This window comes from Paraburkholderia sp. BR13439 (assembly GCF_040948805.1).
GTDB classification, from domain to species: Bacteria; Pseudomonadota; Gammaproteobacteria; order Burkholderiales; family Burkholderiaceae; genus Paraburkholderia; species Paraburkholderia youngii.
Map to the genome: position 1 here is coordinate 575,924 of NZ_JBFPKN010000001.1, position 17,023 is coordinate 592,946.

Annotated in this window: 18 protein-coding genes and 1 tRNA gene; 3 read left to right on the forward strand and 16 right to left on the reverse strand. The window is 62.5% G+C overall.

Features of this window, described 5'->3' with window-relative positions:
* Positions 1–31 precede the first annotated feature (31 nt).
* Positions 32–289 (forward strand): YfhL family 4Fe-4S dicluster ferredoxin, encoded by a 258-nt coding sequence (locus AB3X96_RS02685; protein ID WP_368588483.1) that lies wholly within the window; start codon positions 32–34, stop codon positions 287–289.
* A 75-nt stretch (positions 290–364) separates the two neighbouring features.
* Here the strand turns inward: AB3X96_RS02685 and hisC are convergent, their stop codons facing one another.
* From hisC to AB3X96_RS02725, 8 genes are all read right to left on the reverse strand, one after another.
* Positions 365–1,444, reverse strand: a complete 1,080-nt coding sequence (gene hisC, locus AB3X96_RS02690) for a histidinol-phosphate transaminase (RefSeq protein ID WP_368588484.1) — start codon at positions 1,442–1,444, stop codon at positions 365–367.
* A 50-nt stretch (positions 1,445–1,494) separates the two neighbouring features.
* Positions 1,495–2,100 (reverse strand): aminoacyl-tRNA hydrolase, encoded by a 606-nt coding sequence (gene pth / locus AB3X96_RS02695; protein ID WP_368588485.1) that lies wholly within the window; start codon positions 2,098–2,100, stop codon positions 1,495–1,497.
* 150 nt (positions 2,101–2,250) lie between these two features.
* The gene (locus tag AB3X96_RS02700) at positions 2,251–2,868 is read right to left on the reverse strand and encodes a 50S ribosomal protein L25/general stress protein Ctc (protein ID WP_013088318.1); all 618 of its coding nucleotides are present in this window, start codon (positions 2,866–2,868) and stop codon (positions 2,251–2,253) included.
* A gap of 163 nt (positions 2,869–3,031) precedes the next feature.
* Positions 3,032–3,988, reverse strand: coding sequence for a ribose-phosphate pyrophosphokinase (locus AB3X96_RS02705; RefSeq protein WP_008921698.1), 957 nt, complete (start codon positions 3,986–3,988; stop codon positions 3,032–3,034).
* A 74-nt stretch (positions 3,989–4,062) separates the two neighbouring features.
* Positions 4,063–4,139: transfer RNA gene (locus AB3X96_RS02710), tRNA-Gln, on the reverse strand.
* Between the two features lie 52 nt (positions 4,140–4,191).
* Positions 4,192–5,073 (reverse strand): 4-(cytidine 5'-diphospho)-2-C-methyl-D-erythritol kinase, encoded by an 882-nt coding sequence (gene ispE / locus AB3X96_RS02715; RefSeq protein ID WP_368588486.1) that lies wholly within the window; start codon positions 5,071–5,073, stop codon positions 4,192–4,194.
* Between the two features lie 87 nt (positions 5,074–5,160).
* On the reverse strand, positions 5,161–5,793 hold the full coding sequence (gene lolB / locus AB3X96_RS02720) for a lipoprotein insertase outer membrane protein LolB (RefSeq protein WP_368588487.1): 633 nt from the start codon (positions 5,791–5,793) through the stop codon (positions 5,161–5,163).
* Entirely contained in the window at positions 5,793–7,634 is a 1,842-nt protein-coding gene (locus AB3X96_RS02725) for a tetratricopeptide repeat protein (protein WP_368588488.1), read from the reverse strand. Before AB3X96_RS02725 ends, lolB begins: the two co-directional genes overlap by 1 nt.
* A gap of 87 nt (positions 7,635–7,721) precedes the next feature.
* Between AB3X96_RS02725 and mutM the strand changes: the two genes are divergently transcribed.
* Together mutM and mutY are read left to right on the forward strand one after the other, a co-directional pair.
* Complete coding sequence (mutM, locus tag AB3X96_RS02730; RefSeq protein WP_176109617.1) at positions 7,722–8,552, forward strand: bifunctional DNA-formamidopyrimidine glycosylase/DNA-(apurinic or apyrimidinic site) lyase; 831 nt, start codon at positions 7,722–7,724, stop codon at positions 8,550–8,552.
* A 7-nt stretch (positions 8,553–8,559) separates the two neighbouring features.
* Positions 8,560–9,693, forward strand: a complete 1,134-nt coding sequence (gene mutY, locus AB3X96_RS02735) for an A/G-specific adenine glycosylase (RefSeq protein WP_368588489.1) — start codon at positions 8,560–8,562, stop codon at positions 9,691–9,693.
* Between the two features lie 21 nt (positions 9,694–9,714).
* Here the strand turns inward: mutY and AB3X96_RS02740 are convergent, their stop codons facing one another.
* The 8 genes from AB3X96_RS02740 to lptA form a co-directional block, all read right to left on the reverse strand.
* The gene (locus tag AB3X96_RS02740; RefSeq protein WP_013088324.1) at positions 9,715–10,350 is read right to left on the reverse strand and encodes an LON peptidase substrate-binding domain-containing protein; all 636 of its coding nucleotides are present in this window, start codon (positions 10,348–10,350) and stop codon (positions 9,715–9,717) included.
* Between the two features lie 39 nt (positions 10,351–10,389).
* Entirely contained in the window at positions 10,390–11,283 is an 894-nt protein-coding gene (rapZ, locus tag AB3X96_RS02745) for an RNase adapter RapZ (protein ID WP_041734268.1), read from the reverse strand.
* Positions 11,284–11,381: 98 nt separating this feature from the next.
* Positions 11,382–12,350, reverse strand: coding sequence for an HPr(Ser) kinase/phosphatase (hprK, locus tag AB3X96_RS02750; RefSeq protein WP_008921706.1), 969 nt, complete (start codon positions 12,348–12,350; stop codon positions 11,382–11,384).
* 80 nt (positions 12,351–12,430) lie between these two features.
* Positions 12,431–12,946, reverse strand: a complete 516-nt coding sequence (locus AB3X96_RS02755) for a PTS sugar transporter subunit IIA (RefSeq protein WP_083421008.1) — start codon at positions 12,944–12,946, stop codon at positions 12,431–12,433.
* A gap of 342 nt (positions 12,947–13,288) precedes the next feature.
* Complete coding sequence (gene raiA, locus AB3X96_RS02760) at positions 13,289–13,645, reverse strand: ribosome-associated translation inhibitor RaiA (protein ID WP_008921708.1); 357 nt, start codon at positions 13,643–13,645, stop codon at positions 13,289–13,291.
* A 170-nt stretch (positions 13,646–13,815) separates the two neighbouring features.
* Entirely contained in the window at positions 13,816–15,333 is a 1,518-nt protein-coding gene (locus AB3X96_RS02765) for an RNA polymerase factor sigma-54 (protein WP_368588490.1), read from the reverse strand.
* Between the two features lie 191 nt (positions 15,334–15,524).
* Complete coding sequence (gene lptB / locus AB3X96_RS02770) at positions 15,525–16,301, reverse strand: LPS export ABC transporter ATP-binding protein (RefSeq protein ID WP_368588665.1); 777 nt, start codon at positions 16,299–16,301, stop codon at positions 15,525–15,527.
* A gap of 17 nt (positions 16,302–16,318) precedes the next feature.
* Entirely contained in the window at positions 16,319–16,990 is a 672-nt protein-coding gene (gene lptA / locus AB3X96_RS02775; RefSeq protein WP_176109615.1) for a lipopolysaccharide transport periplasmic protein LptA, read from the reverse strand.
* Positions 16,991–17,023 lie beyond the last annotated feature (33 nt).

A 17,023-nucleotide genomic window follows, 5' to 3' on the forward strand; every position in this document is an offset into this window, starting at 1 on the left:
TATTGTTTTATCTAGCAAAGTTGGTGGCAGCATGGCCCTGATGATTACCGACGAGTGCATCAATTGCGACGTCTGCGAGCCTGAGTGCCCGAACGACGCGATTTCGATGGGCCCGGAAATCTATGTGATCGATCCGAAGAAGTGCACCGAGTGCGTCGGTCATTTCAACGAGCCGCAGTGCATCCAGGTGTGCCCGGTCGAGTGCATTCCGCGTGACCCGAACCACCTCGAAACGCCTGAGGGTTTGATGGCGAAATATCACGCGTTGCAGGCCGCCAAAGGCACCTGACGTGCGCGGGTGACGCGCAAAAGAAATCGGCGAAGGTTAGCGGTCCTTCGCCGTTTTTTTGCGGCGGCGTTTCCGTTATCCGACGTAAGCGCTGAAAATACCCCGCAACGCGTCGAGCAGGATGTCGCACTCGGCGTCGGTGCCGACCGAGATCCGCAGATGCTGGTCAATCCGCGGTGCATTGAAGTGCCGCACGAAAATTTCCTTTTCCCGCAGCCGCGACGCGAGCGTCGCCGCGTCGTACCCTTGATGCCGCGCGAACAGCAGATTCGCGGCCGACGGCACCACCTCGAAGCCTAGCGCGGTCAATTCCGCCGCGAGCCGTTCACGGCTCGCGATCACCTTCGCGCAGCATTCGCGAAACCACGCGTCGTCTTCGTACGCAGCGGTGGCAGCGGCTTGTGCCAGGCGGTCGAGCGGGTACGAATTGAAGCTGTCCTTCACGCGATTGAGCGCATCGATCAGCGCCGCATCGCCGAACGCGAAGCCGACGCGCATGCCGGCGAGCGAACGTGACTTCGACACGGTCTGCACGACGAGCAGATTCGGATAGCGGTCGATCAACGCAATCGCCGACTCGGCGCCGAAGTCGACATAGGCTTCGTCGATCACCACGACCGAATCAGGATGGCTGGCGACGAGGCGTTCGATTTCCGCCAGCGCCAGCGGCCGGCCGGTCGGCGCGTTCGGATTCGGAAACAGGATGGCGCCATTGGGCACCGCGTAGTCGTCGACGTTGATTGCGAAACCCCCGTCGAGCGGGACGGTGCGGTAGTCGACCTCGAACAGCTTCGCGTAGGTCGGATAGAAGCTGTACGTGATATCGGGAAACAGCAGCGGCTTGTCGTGCTTCAGCAAGGCCTGGAATGTCAGCGCGAGCACTTCGTCCGAGCCGTTGCCCGCGAATACCTGGTCGGCGCGGATGCCGTGATACGCGGCGACCGTTTCGCGCAGCTTGCGTGCGCTCGGATCGGGATAGCGGCGCAGTACGTCGGCCGTGTCGCCGAGCTCGCGGCGGATCGCGTCGAGCACGCGCGGCGACGGCGGATACGGATTCTCATTGGTGTTCAGCTTCACCGGATGCGCGAGCGCGGGCTGCTCGCCCGGCACGTACGGCGTCAGACGGTGAACGATGTCGCTCCAGTAGCGGCTCAAGCGATTCTCCTCGCGGGGTCGATTGCGGGTTTCGAAGGATGTGGCGCGCGTCAGCTGTTATTGCGATGCAGTTGCATCATTGCGCGTTCGAGCTCTCCCTTGATGATCTGCGGCATCACCGCGAGCGCGCGCTCGATCGACGCGTCGATGACCTCTTGCTCTTCTCGCCGCGGCGGCTTCAGCACATAGTTCGCGACGTCCGGCTTCGCGCCGGCGCGCGCGCTTTCGGGGATCAGATCACGCGGATGACCGATGCCGATCCGCAGCCGCCAGTATTGCTGCGACGACAAATGCGCGCTGATGTCCTTCAGGCCATTATGCCCGCCGCTGCCGCCGCCGAGCTTCAGCTTGACGCTGCCGGGCGGCATGTCGAGCTCGTCGTGAGCGACGAGGATCTCGTCGGGAAGAATCTTGAAGAATTGCGCAAGCGCGACGACCGACTGACCAGAACGGTTCATGTAGGTCTGCGGCTCGAGCAGATGCACTTCCTCGCCATGCAACCGCGCCTTCGCGTAAAAGCCGTGAAAGCGCCGCTCGTCGCGCAGCGTCGTGCCAGCCTCGCGTGCGAGTTGATCGACCAGCCAGAAGCCGGCGTTGTGACGCGTCGCGGTGTATTCGGCGCCCGGATTGCCGAGCCCGACGATCAGCTTGATCATGATTGCGTGAGTCCACCAGGTCCGGAAGTGAAATGCACCGGACTAAAAAAAAGCCGAAAAAAAACCCGCCAGGGCGAACCTCGGCGGGTCACATCGACCGTTTCATTGGAAACGGATCGAGAGGATTGCTTGCTTCGAACCGAAAGGCTCTTAAGCAGCCGGCGTTTCGCCGCCTTCAGCAGCAGCAGCGTCTTCAGCGATTGCGCCAGCCGGGATCGTTGCAGCAGCGACCACCGGGTTTTCCGCGTCGACGTGGGCGACGAGCGCCACACCTGCCGGCAGCGGGATGTCCTTCGCGTGAACCGATTGACCAGCTTCGATCTTCGCGAGGTCAACTTCGATGAATTCCGGCAGTGCCGAGGGCAGGCACTCGATTTCGATTTCGTTGATGACGTGCGAGATCACCGCGCTCGACAGCTTCACTGCCGGGTTGGTTTCCTGGTTCAGGAAGTGCAGCGGCACCTTGGTGTGCAGCTTCTTCGACGCGTCGACGCGCTGGAAGTCCACGTGCAGCACGAGCTGACGGAACGGGTGGTATTGCACGTCGCGCAGCAGAACCTGTTGCGACTTGCCTGCCACTTCCAGATCGAGGATCGACGAGTGGAATACTTCTTTCTTCAGCGCGTGCCACAGGGCGTTGTGATCGAGTTCGATCAGTTGCGTGTCAGCACCAGCGCCATAAACGATACCCGGGGTCTTGCCCGAGTTACGCAGGCGGCGGCTCGCACCCGTACCTTGCTGGGAACGCTCGAAAGCGACTACTTTCATGTTGAATCTCCAATGCACTGCCCGCGACCAGGCAGTAAAAACAGGGCCTCGAAGCCGTAATGGCTGAGGCCCGGGATCGCGGCAAGAACCTTCGTTCGTTCATGCCGATTGTGCAAAAACGCCGCGTGTCGCATCCAGCGGTACGCGGCGTCTTCGCAAATGCTTAACTTTCAGCGAACAGCGACATCACCGAATCGCCGCGGCGGATGCGCGAGAACGTTTCGGCCAGCAAACCGGCGCTCGTCAGCGAACGGATCTTCGCGCACGAACGGGCTTCTTCGCCGAGCGGGATCGTGTCCGTGACTACGAGTTCGTCGAGTGCGGAGGCGGCGATACGCTCGCCCGCGCCGCCCGACAGAACCGGGTGGGTGGCGTACGCGAATACCTGCTTCGCGCCGCGTTCCTTCAGAACCTGCGCGGCCTTGCACAGCGTGCCTGCGGTGTCGACCATGTCGTCCATGATCACGCAGGTGCGGCCTTCGACTTCACCGATGATGTTCATCACTTCGGCGACGTTCGCCTTCGGACGACGCTTGTCGATGATCGCGAGGTCGCAATTGAGTTGCTTCGCCAATGCACGGGCGCGGACCACACCGCCGACGTCCGGCGAAACAACCATCAGGTTGTCGTAGTTCTGCTTGCGCAGATCGCCGAGCAGCACGGGCGTTGCGTAGATGTTGTCGACCGGGATGTCGAAGAAGCCTTGAATCTGGTCGGCGTGCAGATCCATCGTGATGATCCGCTCGACGCCGGCGATTTCCAGCATGTTCGCCACGACCTTCGCCGAGATGGCGACACGCGCCGAACGCGGGCGACGATCCTGACGGGCATAACCGAAGTAAGGGATGGCTGCGGTGATCCGGCCAGCGGATGCGCGCTTGAGCGCATCGACCATGATCATCAGTTCCATCAGATTGTCGTTAGTCGGCGCGCACGTGGATTGCAGGACGAAGACATCCTTGCCGCGCACATTTTCCTGAATCTCGACCTGGATTTCACCGTCCGAGAAACGGCTAACCATTGCTTTGCCGAGGGGAATACCGAGGTTTTTGACGACTTCCTGTGCAAGCGCGGGATTTGCGTTGCCAGTAAAAACCATCAGGCCGTCATGGCTGCTCATCATGCACCTACTTCAGGCTGGGGGCGGGAGAATGTGAATTACTGCGGCGAACTACAGCGAACTACGAGAATTTTTGGCAGGGGAGAAAGGATTCGAACCTTTGCATGCCGGAATCAAAATCCGGTGCCTTAACCAGCTTGGCGACTCCCCTACACTAACTTTGAGCTCCGCCGAACGTGGAGTTTCGTTCGACGATGCAAAACTTATGACGCGAAAGCAAAGAGTGGATGCTGATCCAAGCCCGCGGCTACTGCACTGTTCCATTCGCCGGGCAGCTTGGCTTGCGCCGCTTCTGCTTCAGCTTTGCTACGGAACGCTGCAAAAACACTGGCACCCGATCCGGACATCCGCGCTGGCGCGATGCTCTCAAACCATCGCAACACTTGCGCTACTTCCGCGTACTTTCCTACTACAACCTGCTGCATGTCATTCCGGCCGAAGCTTTCTGGCCATTCAGTGTTGCAGCTGTGTTCTGCAGGAAAGTCCGTAATTATGAGAGGCTTTGTATCTCTTGTCAACGCTTTTTCGGAAAAAATCGCTGCAGTTGGAACCTGCACCCTCGGCGTCACTACCAGAAAGTGACGCGGCGGCAATTGTACAACGTCTAATGATTCTCCGACACCCTCTGCAAACGCATTTTTTCCAAATACAAAGAAAGGCACGTCCGCGCCGAGCTTCAACGCAAGATCCTGCAACTCCTGACGCGGCAGATCGAGCTTCCACAGGCGATTGAGCGCGAGCAGCGTCGTCGCCGCGTCGGAGCTGCCGCCGCCGAGGCCCGCGCCCATCGGCAGGCGCTTGTCGATTTCGATATCGACACCTTCGCGAGAGCCCGTATGCGAATTCAGCAACGTCGCGGCCCGTACGGTCAGGTCATGCTCAGGCGGCACGTCGGCGATTTCGGTGCGGCGCGTGATGAGACCGTCATCGCGTCGCGTGAAGTGCAGCGTGTCGCCCCAGTCGAGCAACTGGAAGACCGTTTGCAGCGTGTGATAACCATCCGGCCGACGGCCGGTGATGTGCAGGAAGAGATTGAGTTTCGCTGGCGCAAGACAGTCGCGCAGCGAATCGGTTGTTTCGATCATGAGTGAAGGCTACATGCGCCACGGTGGCGCCAAACGGGTGGCAAGGTTACGTGAGCGGATGCCGGGACAAACAGCAGCAACGACGACTCACTGATCGAGCACGAGCTTGATGTTGAGCGGCGGCTCCGAGCGACTGAGATTGACGCGCTTCACGCCGGTGGCTGGCGCATCGGCATAGGCGACATAGTCGATCGTCCAGCCATCCTGGGTGATCTGCTTCAGGCGCGACGGTTGCTCGGGATCCTTCTCGGTCTGCGCGCGCGAGGTCGGCGCCGGCGACGGCTGCAGCCAGTAGCGTAACCCTTCGACCGGCAGCGTGAAGCCGAGCGCGTTTTGCATCAGCGTCGACACGTTATCAGCGGTGAGCGGCTGGCGGTTCGGCAGCTCGAGCGTCGCCGAAGCCGGTGACGAGGTCACGATGGCCAGCGTCTGGCCGAGCGGATTGCGCAATTGCAGCGTGACAGTGTCGCCGGTTTCCTGCCACGAGAAATTGCCGTAGGCGTTGCGCTGCTGGCCGTTCTGATCGTTGTACTGGATCGCGAAGCGGCCCTGATACGAGCGGCTCGTTTGCGCGGTGACTTCGGTCGCGGCGTTCGACGTGGACGGCCCTTGCGGCTTCACCGATGCGCAGCCGGCCAACGCGACAACCGCTGCCGCCGCGCAACCAAGCGCGATGCCGCGCGGTGCCATGGAAAAAGAAATCAAACGGGAAAGACGCATCAAAGATCGTTTACCTGAAGACGTTGCAACGTTTTGACGAGAGTCTCGTTGTTGGGTTCGAGCTTGCGGGCCTCGCGGAACGCGGCGCGCGCCTGTTCCTGTTCGCCGGCCTTCCACAGCACCTCGCCGAGGTGCGCGCCGATCTCGGCGTTCGGCTGGAGGCTGTATGCCTTGCGCAGCAGCTTGATCGCATCGGCCGTGTTACCCATCCGGTACTTGACCCAGCCGACGCTGTCCATGATGAACGCATCGTTCGGTGCAAGGGCCGAGGCCTTCTCGACCAGCTTGTCCGCTTCCGGCAGGCGCTGGTTGCGATCGGCGAGCGAATAGCCGAGCGCGTTATACGCCTGCGGATTGTCCGGCTGCGTCTCGATCAGCTTGCGCAACTGCGCTTCCATGACGTCGTAATGGCCGGTTTTCTCGGCGGCCATCGCGTAGTCGTAGGTGAGGTCGGGGTCGTCGGGAAAGTTCGCCGTGGCTTGCTGCAGACGCGCTTCGGCCTCCGGGTAGCGCTTCGCGTCGAACAGGATCGCTGCATCGGTGCGCGCGATCAGCGCCACGTCACGCGGATCCGAGGCCTGCAAGTTGGCGAGCAACTGGCGCGCCTCCTCGGTCTTGCCCTGCTTCGCGAGCAGTTGCGCGCGCGTGATCTGCGCGGCCAGGTATTGCTGACTCGCCGGCGAGATCTTGTTCAGCCAGTCGCTCGCGGCCGCCTCATTCTTCTGTTCGAGCGCTAGCTGCGCGAGATAGATGTAGGCCTGGCCCGCATCGGCGCCCGGCGTCTTCTCGGCCTGCTGCGCGTATTGAATCAGATAGGTCTGTGCTTCGGGGAGTTTCTTCTGCTGGATCTTGATCAGCGCGAGCGCCATCAACGGCGTCAGGTCGTTGGCGTTTGCCTTGCGCATGATCTCGAACTGCTTCTGCGCGTCGTCGAGACGGTCGCTCGCGAGATACATCTGTGCGAGCGCGAGCCGCGCGTCATGCGATTTCGGATTCTGCTGCACGTACTTTTCGAGCGACGCGATGCCTTCCTTGCGCTCCTCTGGGCCCATCTGCGACAGCACCAACGCAGCGGGCAGATAGTCGGGCTTGATCGTGAGCGCCTGCTCGAGCGACTTGCGCGCACCCGGCGCGTCGTCGGCCAGCAACTGCTGGCGTGCGACGGCCAGTTGCGCTTCCGGCCGGTTCATGTCGTTCTTCAGCAGGTCCTGCAACACGTGCAGGCCACCGACGCGGTTCGGGCCGCGCGACAACAGCAATTGCAGCGCGAGAATTGCGCTGCCGCGATTTTCCTCAGGTACCTTCGCGAGTTCCTGCGACAGGATCGGCGACGCGTCGTCGGGCTTGCCGGACAGCACGAGCAGCGACGCGTCGAGTTGCGCGGCGCGTTCCGAACCGGGCGCGTACTGTTGCCACAATTGCGCGGCGGCGAGCGCGTCCGATGGGCTCTGCGCGGCCAGCGCGATTTCGGTGGCGCGTTGCGCCATGCGCGGGTCGTGCGTGTCGCGCGCGAGCGCGAGGTAGGTCTGATAGGCAGGTGCTGGCTGATCGCGCTGCAGCGCGATCTCGGCGGCCAGCACCTGGAAGACGATCTGGCTCGACAGAGGCACCCCGGGCAAAGACTTTTCGTCTTGAGGGGTTGACGGACCCAGCGGGTCCGGCATCGTGACCGACGTGTCGTCGGAATCTGGCGACGGGTCCTGCGCATGCGCGGGCACGGCGGCGAGCGCCCACAATGCGAGCGCACCCGCACCAAGCATCCGGCGAGCGGACACGGCGAGCGGCACGTTGGACACACGCGCGCGGCGCTTTGAAAGCAGCTTCACGAAGGACACGTTCATGGAAATCCGTTCAATGTTTCAGTCGATTGTAACGCGCTCGCTACAATACGCGCACAACCACTCACGCAAGTAGCAGACCAATCAGCCATGCCAGAGTTGCCAGAAGTCGAGGTTACCCGACGAGGGATCGAACCGTATGTGTCCGGGCGCAAGGTTGAGCGCGTCGACGTGCGGACGGCCGCGCTGCGCTGGCCGATTCCGGCCGACCTTGCGAAAACCTTGCGTGGCCATGTGGTGCGCAAAGTGGAGCGACGCGGCAAGTATCTGCTGTTCGAAATCGACGCAGGGTGGTTCATCGTGCATCTCGGCATGACGGGCACGTTGCGCGTTTTGCGTCATGTGCCGCATCCGCCTGCCGCGGCGAAGCACGATCATGTCGACTGGATCTTCGACGACTTCATCCTGCGCTACCGTGATCCGCGCCGCTTCGGCGCGGTGCTGTGGCATCCGCGCGAGGAAGGCGACATCCTCGAGCATCCGCTGCTCGCGAGCCTTGGCGTCGAGCCTTTCTCGCCGGCGTTTTCGGGCGCGCTGATGCATCGGTTGACGCGCGGGCGCAAGGTGTCGGTGAAGCAGGCTTTGCTGGCAGGCGACATCGTGGTCGGCGTGGGCAACATCTACGCGTCGGAAAGTCTCTTTCGCGCGGGCATCCGGCCGACCACCGCGGCCGGCCGCGTGTCGCTCGTGCGTTATGAACTGCTGGCCGATGCCGTGCGCGTGACGCTCGCCGCCGCGATCGACAAGGGCGGCAGCACGCTGCGCGATTTCGTCGGCAGCAACGGCGAAAGCGGCTATTTCCAGCTCGACTACTTCGTCTATGATCGCGCGGGCCTGCCATGCCGTGTGTGTGCAACGCCAATCAAACAGATCGTGCAGGGACAACGCTCCACGTACTTCTGTCCCACTTGCCAGCGCTAGATTCTCGATGCCTTCCCGCCTGACTCCAACGATCGCCACGCGCTCCAGCGCGTCCGACACCACGCCCGCATTCACGCCGATACCCGATTTTTCCGCGCGCCTGATCGCATGGCAGCGCCAGCATGGCCGCCACGATCTGCCGTGGCAGAACACGCGGGACCCGTATCGAATCTGGCTGTCCGAAATCATGCTGCAGCAGACCCAGGTCTCGACGGTGATTCCGTACTACGCGAAATTCCTCGCGCGTTTCCCGGATGTCGCCGCGCTCGGTGCGGCGACATCCGATGACGTGATGGCACTGTGGGCCGGCCTCGGCTACTACACGCGCGCGCGCAATCTGCATCGCTGCGCGCAGGTCGTCGTCGAGCAGCATGGCGGCGCGTTTCCCGCCTCGGTTGATGAACTCGCCGAGTTGCCCGGCATTGGCCGCTCGACGGCCGCGGCGATCGCGTCGTTCGCGTTCGGTGCGCGCGCGACGATTCTCGATGGCAACGTAAAGCGCGTGCTCGCGCGCGTGTTCGGCGTCGAAGGTTTTCCGGGCGAGAAGAAAGTCGAGAACGCGATGTGGACGCTCGCGGAATCACTATTGCCGTCGAATGCGTCGAAGGCGGAGCTCAGCGCCTACACGCAGGGCTTGATGGATCTCGGCGCGACCTTGTGCGTGCGCGGCAAACCCGACTGCACGCGCTGTCCGTTCGCGCCGGACTGCGTCGCCAACGTCACCGGACGTCAGCGCGAATTGCCGACCGCGCGCCCGAAGAAAGCGGTGCCGACGCGCCGCACGTGGATGCTGGTGCTGCGCGACGGCAACGCGGTGATGCTCGAGCGGCGTCCGCCGTCGGGCATCTGGGGCGGTCTGTGGAGTCTGCCCGAAGCCGCCGACGAAGCGACGCTCGCCGAACGCGCGCGAGCGTTCGGCAGCAACGGTGAAGTGTTGGCGCTTGCGTCGTTTTCCCACGTGTTCACGCATTTCAAGCTCGACATCGAACCGCGGCTTGCCGAACTCGATCGCGGTGTCGGTGCTCTGGCCGCGCTCAACGATGCGAACACCGCCTGGGTTGCGCTCAGCGATCTGGATTCGTTCGGCGTGCCGGCGCCGGTGCGCAAGCTGCTCGCCAGCCTGCATGGTTCGTTGATCTAGCGGAAGGACGACTTCAGGATTTCACAGCAACTGATGCTGCTGCATGTAGTGATGCACGACGTCGATGCGCGCGCCGGCATCGGTCAGTTCCATCAGCTTTTGCCGCGCGCGCAACGCGATTGGCAGCACCTCGGCGAGACGGTTGGACACCCACGACGGATCGTCGAGCCGGAAAGGCTCCGCGAACGGCAGGCTGTCCGGATCGCGCTCGCGGATCGTCGCGATGATCCGTTCGAGCACTTCCGCGCACGCGCCGAATTTGGCCAATAGCTCGTTGCCTTCGAGCGGCAGGTCGTCGGCGAGCGGCTCGGCCATGCCGACCAGCAGACCGCTCGCTTCGACGCGATGCGACAACAGACGAAAGCGCTTCGTGCCGCGTGCGCGAATCAGCAACATGCCGAATGCCTCGACGTCGCACTCGTCGATTTCGGCGAGACAGCCGATCGTTTCGGGCACCGAAGGTTCTTCCTCACGCGCGACTTCGGCGCCGCTTTTTAGCATGCACACGCCGAACGGTGTTTTTTCGCGCAGGCAGTCACGCGCCATGTCGAGGTAGCGCGCTTCGAAGATTTTTAGCGGCAGCAAGCCATCGGGAAATAGCACCGTATGCAGCGGAAACAGCGGCAAATCGGCGTACACAGTAGGCGTAGAGGACATGGCGCAACGCTTCGGGTTAAGGCCGCGCGATGCGGCCGGTTAAGCCACCAGCTTCGATGATTCGCCGACGTCGACCGGCGCATCGCGGTGCCGCACAATCACATTCGCCGATGTTGCGAGACGCGCGGCAAGCGTCTCCGCGATGAATACCGAGCGGTGCTGGCCGCCCGTGCAACCGATTGCGACGGTCAGATAACTGCGATTGTCGTCGCGGAAATGCGGCAGCCACTTGGACAGATACTTCTCGATGTCGTCGATCATCTCGTGGACGACCGGCTGCGCATCGAGAAAATCCATCACCGGTTTATCGAGCCCGGTGAGCGGCCTCAATTCATGATCGTAGTATGGGTTCGGCAGCGTGCGTACGTCGAATACGAAATCCGCGTCGAGCGGTACGCCGCGCTTGAAACCGAACGACTCGAACATCAGCACGAGCCCCGCGTCCTCTTGCTCGATGAAGCGTTTGACCCATGCACGCAGTACGTTCGCGCGCAGATTGCTCGTGTCGATCTGATGGCCGAATTCGGCAAGTCCCGCGACCAGTTCGCGCTCGCGTTCGATCGCTTCGGCGAGCGACGTGAGCAGGCCAACGTCCGCGTCGTGCGCGGGCGAGCCAGACAACGGATGGCGGCGGCGCGTTTCGGAAAAGCGTTGAATCAGCGACTGCGTGCTCGCGCTCAGGAACAGCACGCGCACGTCGTGCGAGCGCTTGAGGTCGCGGATCATCGCGGGCATTTCGTCGAGCGACGAACCGGAGCGCGCGTCGATCGCGACCGCGAGACGGTCCTGGCCGTCAGCGGCGAGGTAGGTGGCGAGTTGCTGCAGAAAACGCGGCGGCAGATTGTCGACGCAGTAATAACCCGCGTCTTCGAGCGCGTTCAGGGCAACCGATTTGCCGGAGCCGGAGATACCGGTGATCAGGATTATGCGCATGGAGTCGTCGAAAGCGTAGATTTCATCATAGCATCTGGCCTCCATGCGCGTGCCCGCGTCCTGCCTTCCGCGGGCGCTTCATGGCGCTGTGGTCGGCTTCAGATCAGCTTGCCGGGAAACTGGCTATCGGGATCCTGCATGGCGAGACGTTGCCGATCCATGAAATCGCGCAGCGTGTCGATACCGCGCAACTGCAGGATGGTATTGCGCACGGCCGCTTCGACCAGCACCGCGAGGTTGCGGCCCGCGGCCACCTGGATCGTCACCTTGCTGATCGGCAGGCCGAGCACGTCGACGGTCTGGCTTTCCAGCGGCAGTCGCTGGAATTCGCCATCGGGGCGGCGCACCAGTTGCACGATCAGCTTCAGTTTCATTTTGCGGCGCACCGCCGTTTCGCCGAAGATCGTCTTGATGTCGAGCAGACCGAGGCCGCGCACTTCCAGCAGGTTCTGCAGCAGCGGCGGGCAGCGTCCTTCGACGAAGTCGGGGCCGAGGCGCACGAAGTCGACCGCGTCGTCGGCGACGAGACCGTGGCCGCGGCTGATCAGTTCGAGGCCGAGCTCGCTCTTGCCGAGACCCGAGTCGCCGGTCAGCAGCACACCCATGCCGAGGATGTCGAGGAAAACGCCGTGCAGCGTCGCGCGCGGCGCGAGAATGCGCGACATGTAAAGTCGCAGACTATCGATCACCGCCGCCGCCGATGTCGGCGTCGTGAACAGCGGCGTCGACGAGCGCGTGCAGCGCAGCACGAGCTCCGGCGGTGCCGCGACGCCGCCCGCGACGACGAGAAACGGTGGCTCCAGCGCGATCAGCTCGGCCATGTGGCGCGAGCGGTCTTCATCGGTCTGACGTTTGTAGTAGTCGATTTCCGCATCGCCGAGCACCTGGATCCGGTTCGGGTGGATCAGGTTCAGGTGGCCGACGAGGTCGGCGCTCGACGTGGCATTGGCGACCGATTCCGAAGAGAAGCCGCGCTCCCAGCCTTCATGCCCCGTGAGCCAGCTGAGCTTCAGCATGGCGGCGTTGTCGTCGAAAATGCTCTGGGCGTTGATGCTGGACGTATCCATGAGTCAGTGACTCCAGTGTTAGCCGCTTGCCGGGCCTTACCTGCGTGTGCGCGCGCGTATGTACTACCGCCGCCATTGCCTCAAGGTTGCCACTGAGTAAGCAGGCGATGCAACGATTCGCGGTCTTCTTCAGTGTGCAGCCGCTCGCGGGCGTCGCGATCGGACAGCAATTGCGCGATCTCGGAAAGAATTTCGAGGTGCTGTTGAGTGGCCTGCTCGGGGACGAGCAGGAAGATCAGCAGCGAGACCGGCTGGCCGTCCGGCGCTTCGAAGGGGATGGGTTCCGCGAGTCTGACGAATGCGGCGAGCGGTTGCTTGAGGCCCTTGATCCGCCCATGCGGAATCGCGACGCCTTCGCCGAGCCCGGTCGAGCCGAGTCGTTCTCGCGCAAAAAGATTGTCTGTGACGGTACTGCGGGCGATGCCGTTCTGGTTCTCGAAGATCAGGCCCGCTTGCTCGAACACGCGTTTCTTGCTGGTGACCGATAGTCCGATGACGACGTTCTCGAGGGGAAGAAATTTGGCTAAACGATTCATGTTGACAGGCGAAAACGTGGCCTGAGTTCTCCCCACCGGGGCGGTTGAGTGACGTTCCATTCGTTCGATGCTGGCGAAGACAGACGGTGAGAGTCGATCGGGAAAGCGTGAGATTTCGACCGGCCGTACTTCATCAGAACTGGCTCGACCCCGATGGTAACCGGAACATTATAGAACAGGGTGACAGCCGATGGTGCGGCGCGCCATCTATGCATATCAGGTTTTTCACCCCTTGCGGCGCGGAATATGTCGCGCTGCGCAAACGTCTGCGCGAATGGTTGAGCCTGGCCTCGGCGAGGGCGCACGGGCGCAGAGCGCGCACCGGGCGCTGAAACGAAAAACCGCCCAGTTGCGGGCGGCTTGACTAGTCCCAGAGAAATCAGCAATTCCCGCGAGTTTCTCCTATTGCGGCGGCACGTCCAGTTGCGGCGCCGGCTGATACTTGATCGCTTCGTGCTGATGGCCTTGCAGACGATCCTTGTGGCGTATCACCTGTCTGTCGAGCTTGTCGATCATCAGATCGATCGCAGCGTACAAATCACTGTCACAACTCTCGACGAAAATATCCTTGCCCTTCAGGTGGAGGTTGATTTCCACCTTTTGACGCTTCTCCTTTTCCTTATGGTTGTCGACCGAGAGGACCACACTGCCGTCGATGACCTGATCGAAATGTCTTAGCACCCTGTCCAGTTTGGTGATCACGTATTCGCGCAACGCAGGCGTTACTTCGAGGTGGTGTCCACTGATCTTGAGATTCATAGTGCTTCTCCAAGCTAATGGCCGCTTGGTCCGCACAATGACAAAGGTCCGGTCGATCTGACGGCTTGCCTGTGTCGCCCCCCGGTGACGGACATCTGGCAGGTCGCAGCGGCCGGCCTGTCCGCCAGGTGCGGAGCGGCCGGTAAATGCCCGCTGCAAAACGCGGCGAGCTACAGAGACTTGCGCAGGTTGACTGCCGGGATTTTGAGCGCCTCACGGTATTTCGCAACGGTACGACGTGCGACCACGAAGCCCTGTTCCGCCAGCAGTTCGGCTATGCGACTGTCTGAAAGTGGCGATTTCGGGTTTTCCGCTCCTATCAGTTGTTTGATCAGCGCGCGAATGGCCGTGGAGGAGGCCGCGCCGCCGGTGTCCGTCGAAACGTGCGAGCCGAAAAAGTACTTGAATTCCAGCGTCCCGAAAGGGGTAAGCATGTATTTACCGGTTGTCACACGCGAGACAGTCGACTCGTGTAGGCCCAGCGTATCAGCTATTTCCCGCAAAACCAAGGGGCGCATGGCGATTTCGCCGTGCACAAAAAAGCTCTTCTGACGCTCGACAATTGCCTGCGCAACTCGCAGGATCGTCTCGAAACGCTGCTGGATATTTTTGATCAACCAGCGTGCTTCCTGCAGTTGCTGGCGCAACGAACCGCTGCCCGGATCGCCGCGGTTGTTGCGCAGAATATTCGCGTACAGATGGTTAATCCGCAGCTTGGGCACCACCTCGGGATTCAGCTCCGCCAGCCAGCCCTGTGCCGTTTTGCGCACCATGATGTCGGGCACAACGTAGTCCGCTTCGGCCTTGCCGTAGGCGGCGCCCGGAAATGGTTCGAGCGAGCGGATCAGCACATGCGCGTCGCGCAGATCGTCGTCGCTGGCCTTCAGGTGCTTGCGCAGCCGCGTGAAATCGCGCGCGGCGAGCAACTCCAGGTAATGGCCGACAATGTCTAGCGCAAGCGTGCGCGTGGGCGATGGCTCGAGCCGCAGCAACTGCAGCTTCAGACATTCGGACGCGGACCGCGCGCCGACGCCGGGCGGGTCGAAGCTATGCAGCAGCGCAAGCGCGGCGTTCAGTTCGTCGACATCGACTTCGAGTTCTTCGGGCAGGTCGGCCAGCACTTCTTCGAGCGTGGCGGCGAGATAGCCGTCGTCGTCGAGCGATTCGATCAGGAACGTGATGAGCGCGCGGTCGCGCTGGCTCGCCTGGGTGACACGTAGTTGCGCCATCAGGTGGTCGCGCAGCGATGTGCTCGATTCGTGGATTTGCAACGGGGGCAGGTCGTCGTCGTCCGACGCGTTGCCGGAGCGGCCGTAGTCGTCGAGGTTCCACTGTGACGTGTCGCCGCCGCCGTCGCCCGAAAGGCCGTTGTATTCATCGACACCCTGCGGTTCGCCGCTTTCGGCTCGCTCGCCGCTGCCCTCGGACGATGCCGAACCGTTTCCGCCCATCGGGTCGGCCGGCGCCGAGGAGCCCGGTGTCTGGGCGATCACGGAGCCGTCGGCCGCAACCCGCAACGGGCTCGCAATCCACTCGTCTTCGTTTTCGAGGAGTGGATTCTGCGAGATCGCCATGGCGACTTCCTGCTGCAATTCGAGCGTCGACAACTGCAGCAGCCGGATGGACTGTTGCAGTTGCGGCGTCAGCGCAAGATGCTGCGATAGGCGGAGTTGGAGGCTGGCTTTCATGGCAAGTTGAGATTCATTGTAGAGAGTTTGCCACGACCGCGATACCTTGCGGCACACGCAATTTTTGGGTACGCCGAAATGGCGCGCCGCCCGGCGCCAGCCTGCGCCGTCTGACAACGAATGTGCGGTGCCGCAAAATTGGCGCCGCGGCCGGCCGCGCGCGCTCGCGTGGCCGGGGACGCCGTGTGTGCTTACATGCGGAAGTGCTCGCCCAGATAGACGCGCCGCACGCTTTCGTTTTCGATGATGTCGCTAGGCGCGCCAGCGGCTAGCACGCTGCCGTCGCTGATGATGTACGCGTGATCGCAGATACCGAGCGTTTCGCGCACGTTGTGGTCGGTAATCAGGACGCCGATATTGCGCTGCTTCAAGAACTTGACGATTTTCTGGATTTCCAGCACCGCGATCGGGTCGACGCCGGCGAACGGTTCGTCGAGCAGGATGAAGCTCGGATTGGTTGCCAGCGCGCGCGCAATTTCAACCCGACGACGCTCGCCGCCCGACAGCGACAGCGCCGGATTTTCACGCAGATGCGCGATCTGAAGCTCGTCGAGCAGCGCTTCGGTGCGCGACGTGATCGCGTCTTTGCCGAGGCGCTTGCCGTTTTCGTCATGCTGCAGTTCCAGCACCGCGCGAATATTCTGCTCGACGGTCAACTTGCGGAACACCGACGCTTCCTGCGGCAGATACGACAGGCCGAGCGACGCGCGCTTGTGAATGGGCAGAAGGCTGATCGACTTGCCATCCAGATCGATTTCGCCGGCGTCGAGCGGCACGAGGCCGACGATCATGTAGAACGACGTGGTCTTGCCGGCACCGTTCGGGCCGAGCAGGCCGACCACTTCGCCGCTCTTCACGTCGAGCGACACGTCCTTGACGACCGTGCGCGAGCCATAGCGCTTCTTCAGATTGCGCACGACCAGCGAACTACTGGTGCCGGCCGGCTTGCGATGGGGGAGGGGCGCGATGGTGCTGCTGATGGTGCTCACTGGTTCGGCGCTCCCTGGATCGAGTTGGACGGCGTGAGCGTGGCCGACGCGCCGGTCAGCGGCGCGGCGCCCGCATTGCGCGGCGACAGCATCGCGCGCACGCGGCCGGTGGGGTTGCCCGGACCGGCGACGTCCTTGCCCGCCTTGGCGGTGTAGAAGTCGTTCTGGCCGTCGTAGGTGATCACGCTGCCGTGCACCTGGTCGAGCAGCGTCGTCATGCTCTGCAGCCGGCGCACCGTCGCGTTGGTGGTCAGCGTGGTCAGATCCTGCTTGCCGTCGTAATCGATACGGATGGCCGTACCCTCGATGTATTCATCGAGCCCTTCGCGCTTCTGGCGGAAATACGACAGATTGTTGCCGCTCGAGGTGCCGGTCGCGAACTGGTAGCCCTGCGGGTCTTGCGACACTTCGACGCGATCGGCCTTGATCAGGATCGTCCCTTTGGTCGCCACCACGTGGCCGGTAAAGATGCTGACCTGCCGCAGGTCGTCGTAAGTCATGTTGTCAGCTTCGATGTTCAGCGGCTTGTCCTTGTCGGCGCGGTCCGCGTGCGCGAGCGGCGCGAAGCCGACAAGCGGCAACGCGACGACGAGCGCAGCTAGTGCGGCGCGGCACGCGGACAGCGCGCGCGAACGGCCGGTATCAAAACGGGGGAGCGATTCGTTCATGCAGTCACGCCTGGAATGGATTACCCGGTATGC

Coding starts and splice junctions, on each gene's coding strand:
- ispE (WP_368588486.1), bottom strand. CDS start 5,073: ATGATCGAAACAACCGATTCGCTGCGCGACTGTCTTGCGCCAGCGAAA.
- AB3X96_RS02740 (WP_013088324.1), bottom strand. CDS start 10,350: ATGTCCTCTACGCCTACTGTGTACGCCGATTTGCCGCTGTTTCCGCTG.
- AB3X96_RS02700 (WP_013088318.1), bottom strand. CDS start 2,868: ATGAAAGTAGTCGCTTTCGAGCGTTCCCAGCAAGGTACGGGTGCGAGC.
- AB3X96_RS02765 (WP_368588490.1), bottom strand. CDS start 15,333: ATGAAAGCCAGCCTCCAACTCCGCCTATCGCAGCATCTTGCGCTGACG.
- lolB (WP_368588487.1), bottom strand. CDS start 5,793: ATGCGTCTTTCCCGTTTGATTTCTTTTTCCATGGCACCGCGCGGCATC.
- mutY (WP_368588489.1), top strand. CDS start 8,560: ATGCCTTCCCGCCTGACTCCAACGATCGCCACGCGCTCCAGCGCGTCC.
- AB3X96_RS02685 (WP_368588483.1), top strand. CDS start 32: ATGGCCCTGATGATTACCGACGAGTGCATCAATTGCGACGTCTGCGAG.
- hprK (WP_008921706.1), bottom strand. CDS start 12,350: ATGGATACGTCCAGCATCAACGCCCAGAGCATTTTCGACGACAACGCC.
- AB3X96_RS02725 (WP_368588488.1), bottom strand. CDS start 7,634: ATGAACGTGTCCTTCGTGAAGCTGCTTTCAAAGCGCCGCGCGCGTGTG.
- mutM (WP_176109617.1), top strand. CDS start 7,722: ATGCCAGAGTTGCCAGAAGTCGAGGTTACCCGACGAGGGATCGAACCG.
- rapZ (WP_041734268.1), bottom strand. CDS start 11,283: ATGCGCATAATCCTGATCACCGGTATCTCCGGCTCCGGCAAATCGGTT.
- AB3X96_RS02705 (WP_008921698.1), bottom strand. CDS start 3,988: ATGAGCAGCCATGACGGCCTGATGGTTTTTACTGGCAACGCAAATCCC.
- AB3X96_RS02755 (WP_083421008.1), bottom strand. CDS start 12,946: ATGGAACGTCACTCAACCGCCCCGGTGGGGAGAACTCAGGCCACGTTT.
- raiA (WP_008921708.1), bottom strand. CDS start 13,645: ATGAATCTCAAGATCAGTGGACACCACCTCGAAGTAACGCCTGCGTTG.
- lptA (WP_176109615.1), bottom strand. CDS start 16,990: ATGAACGAATCGCTCCCCCGTTTTGATACCGGCCGTTCGCGCGCGCTG.
- pth (WP_368588485.1), bottom strand. CDS start 2,100: ATGATCAAGCTGATCGTCGGGCTCGGCAATCCGGGCGCCGAATACACC.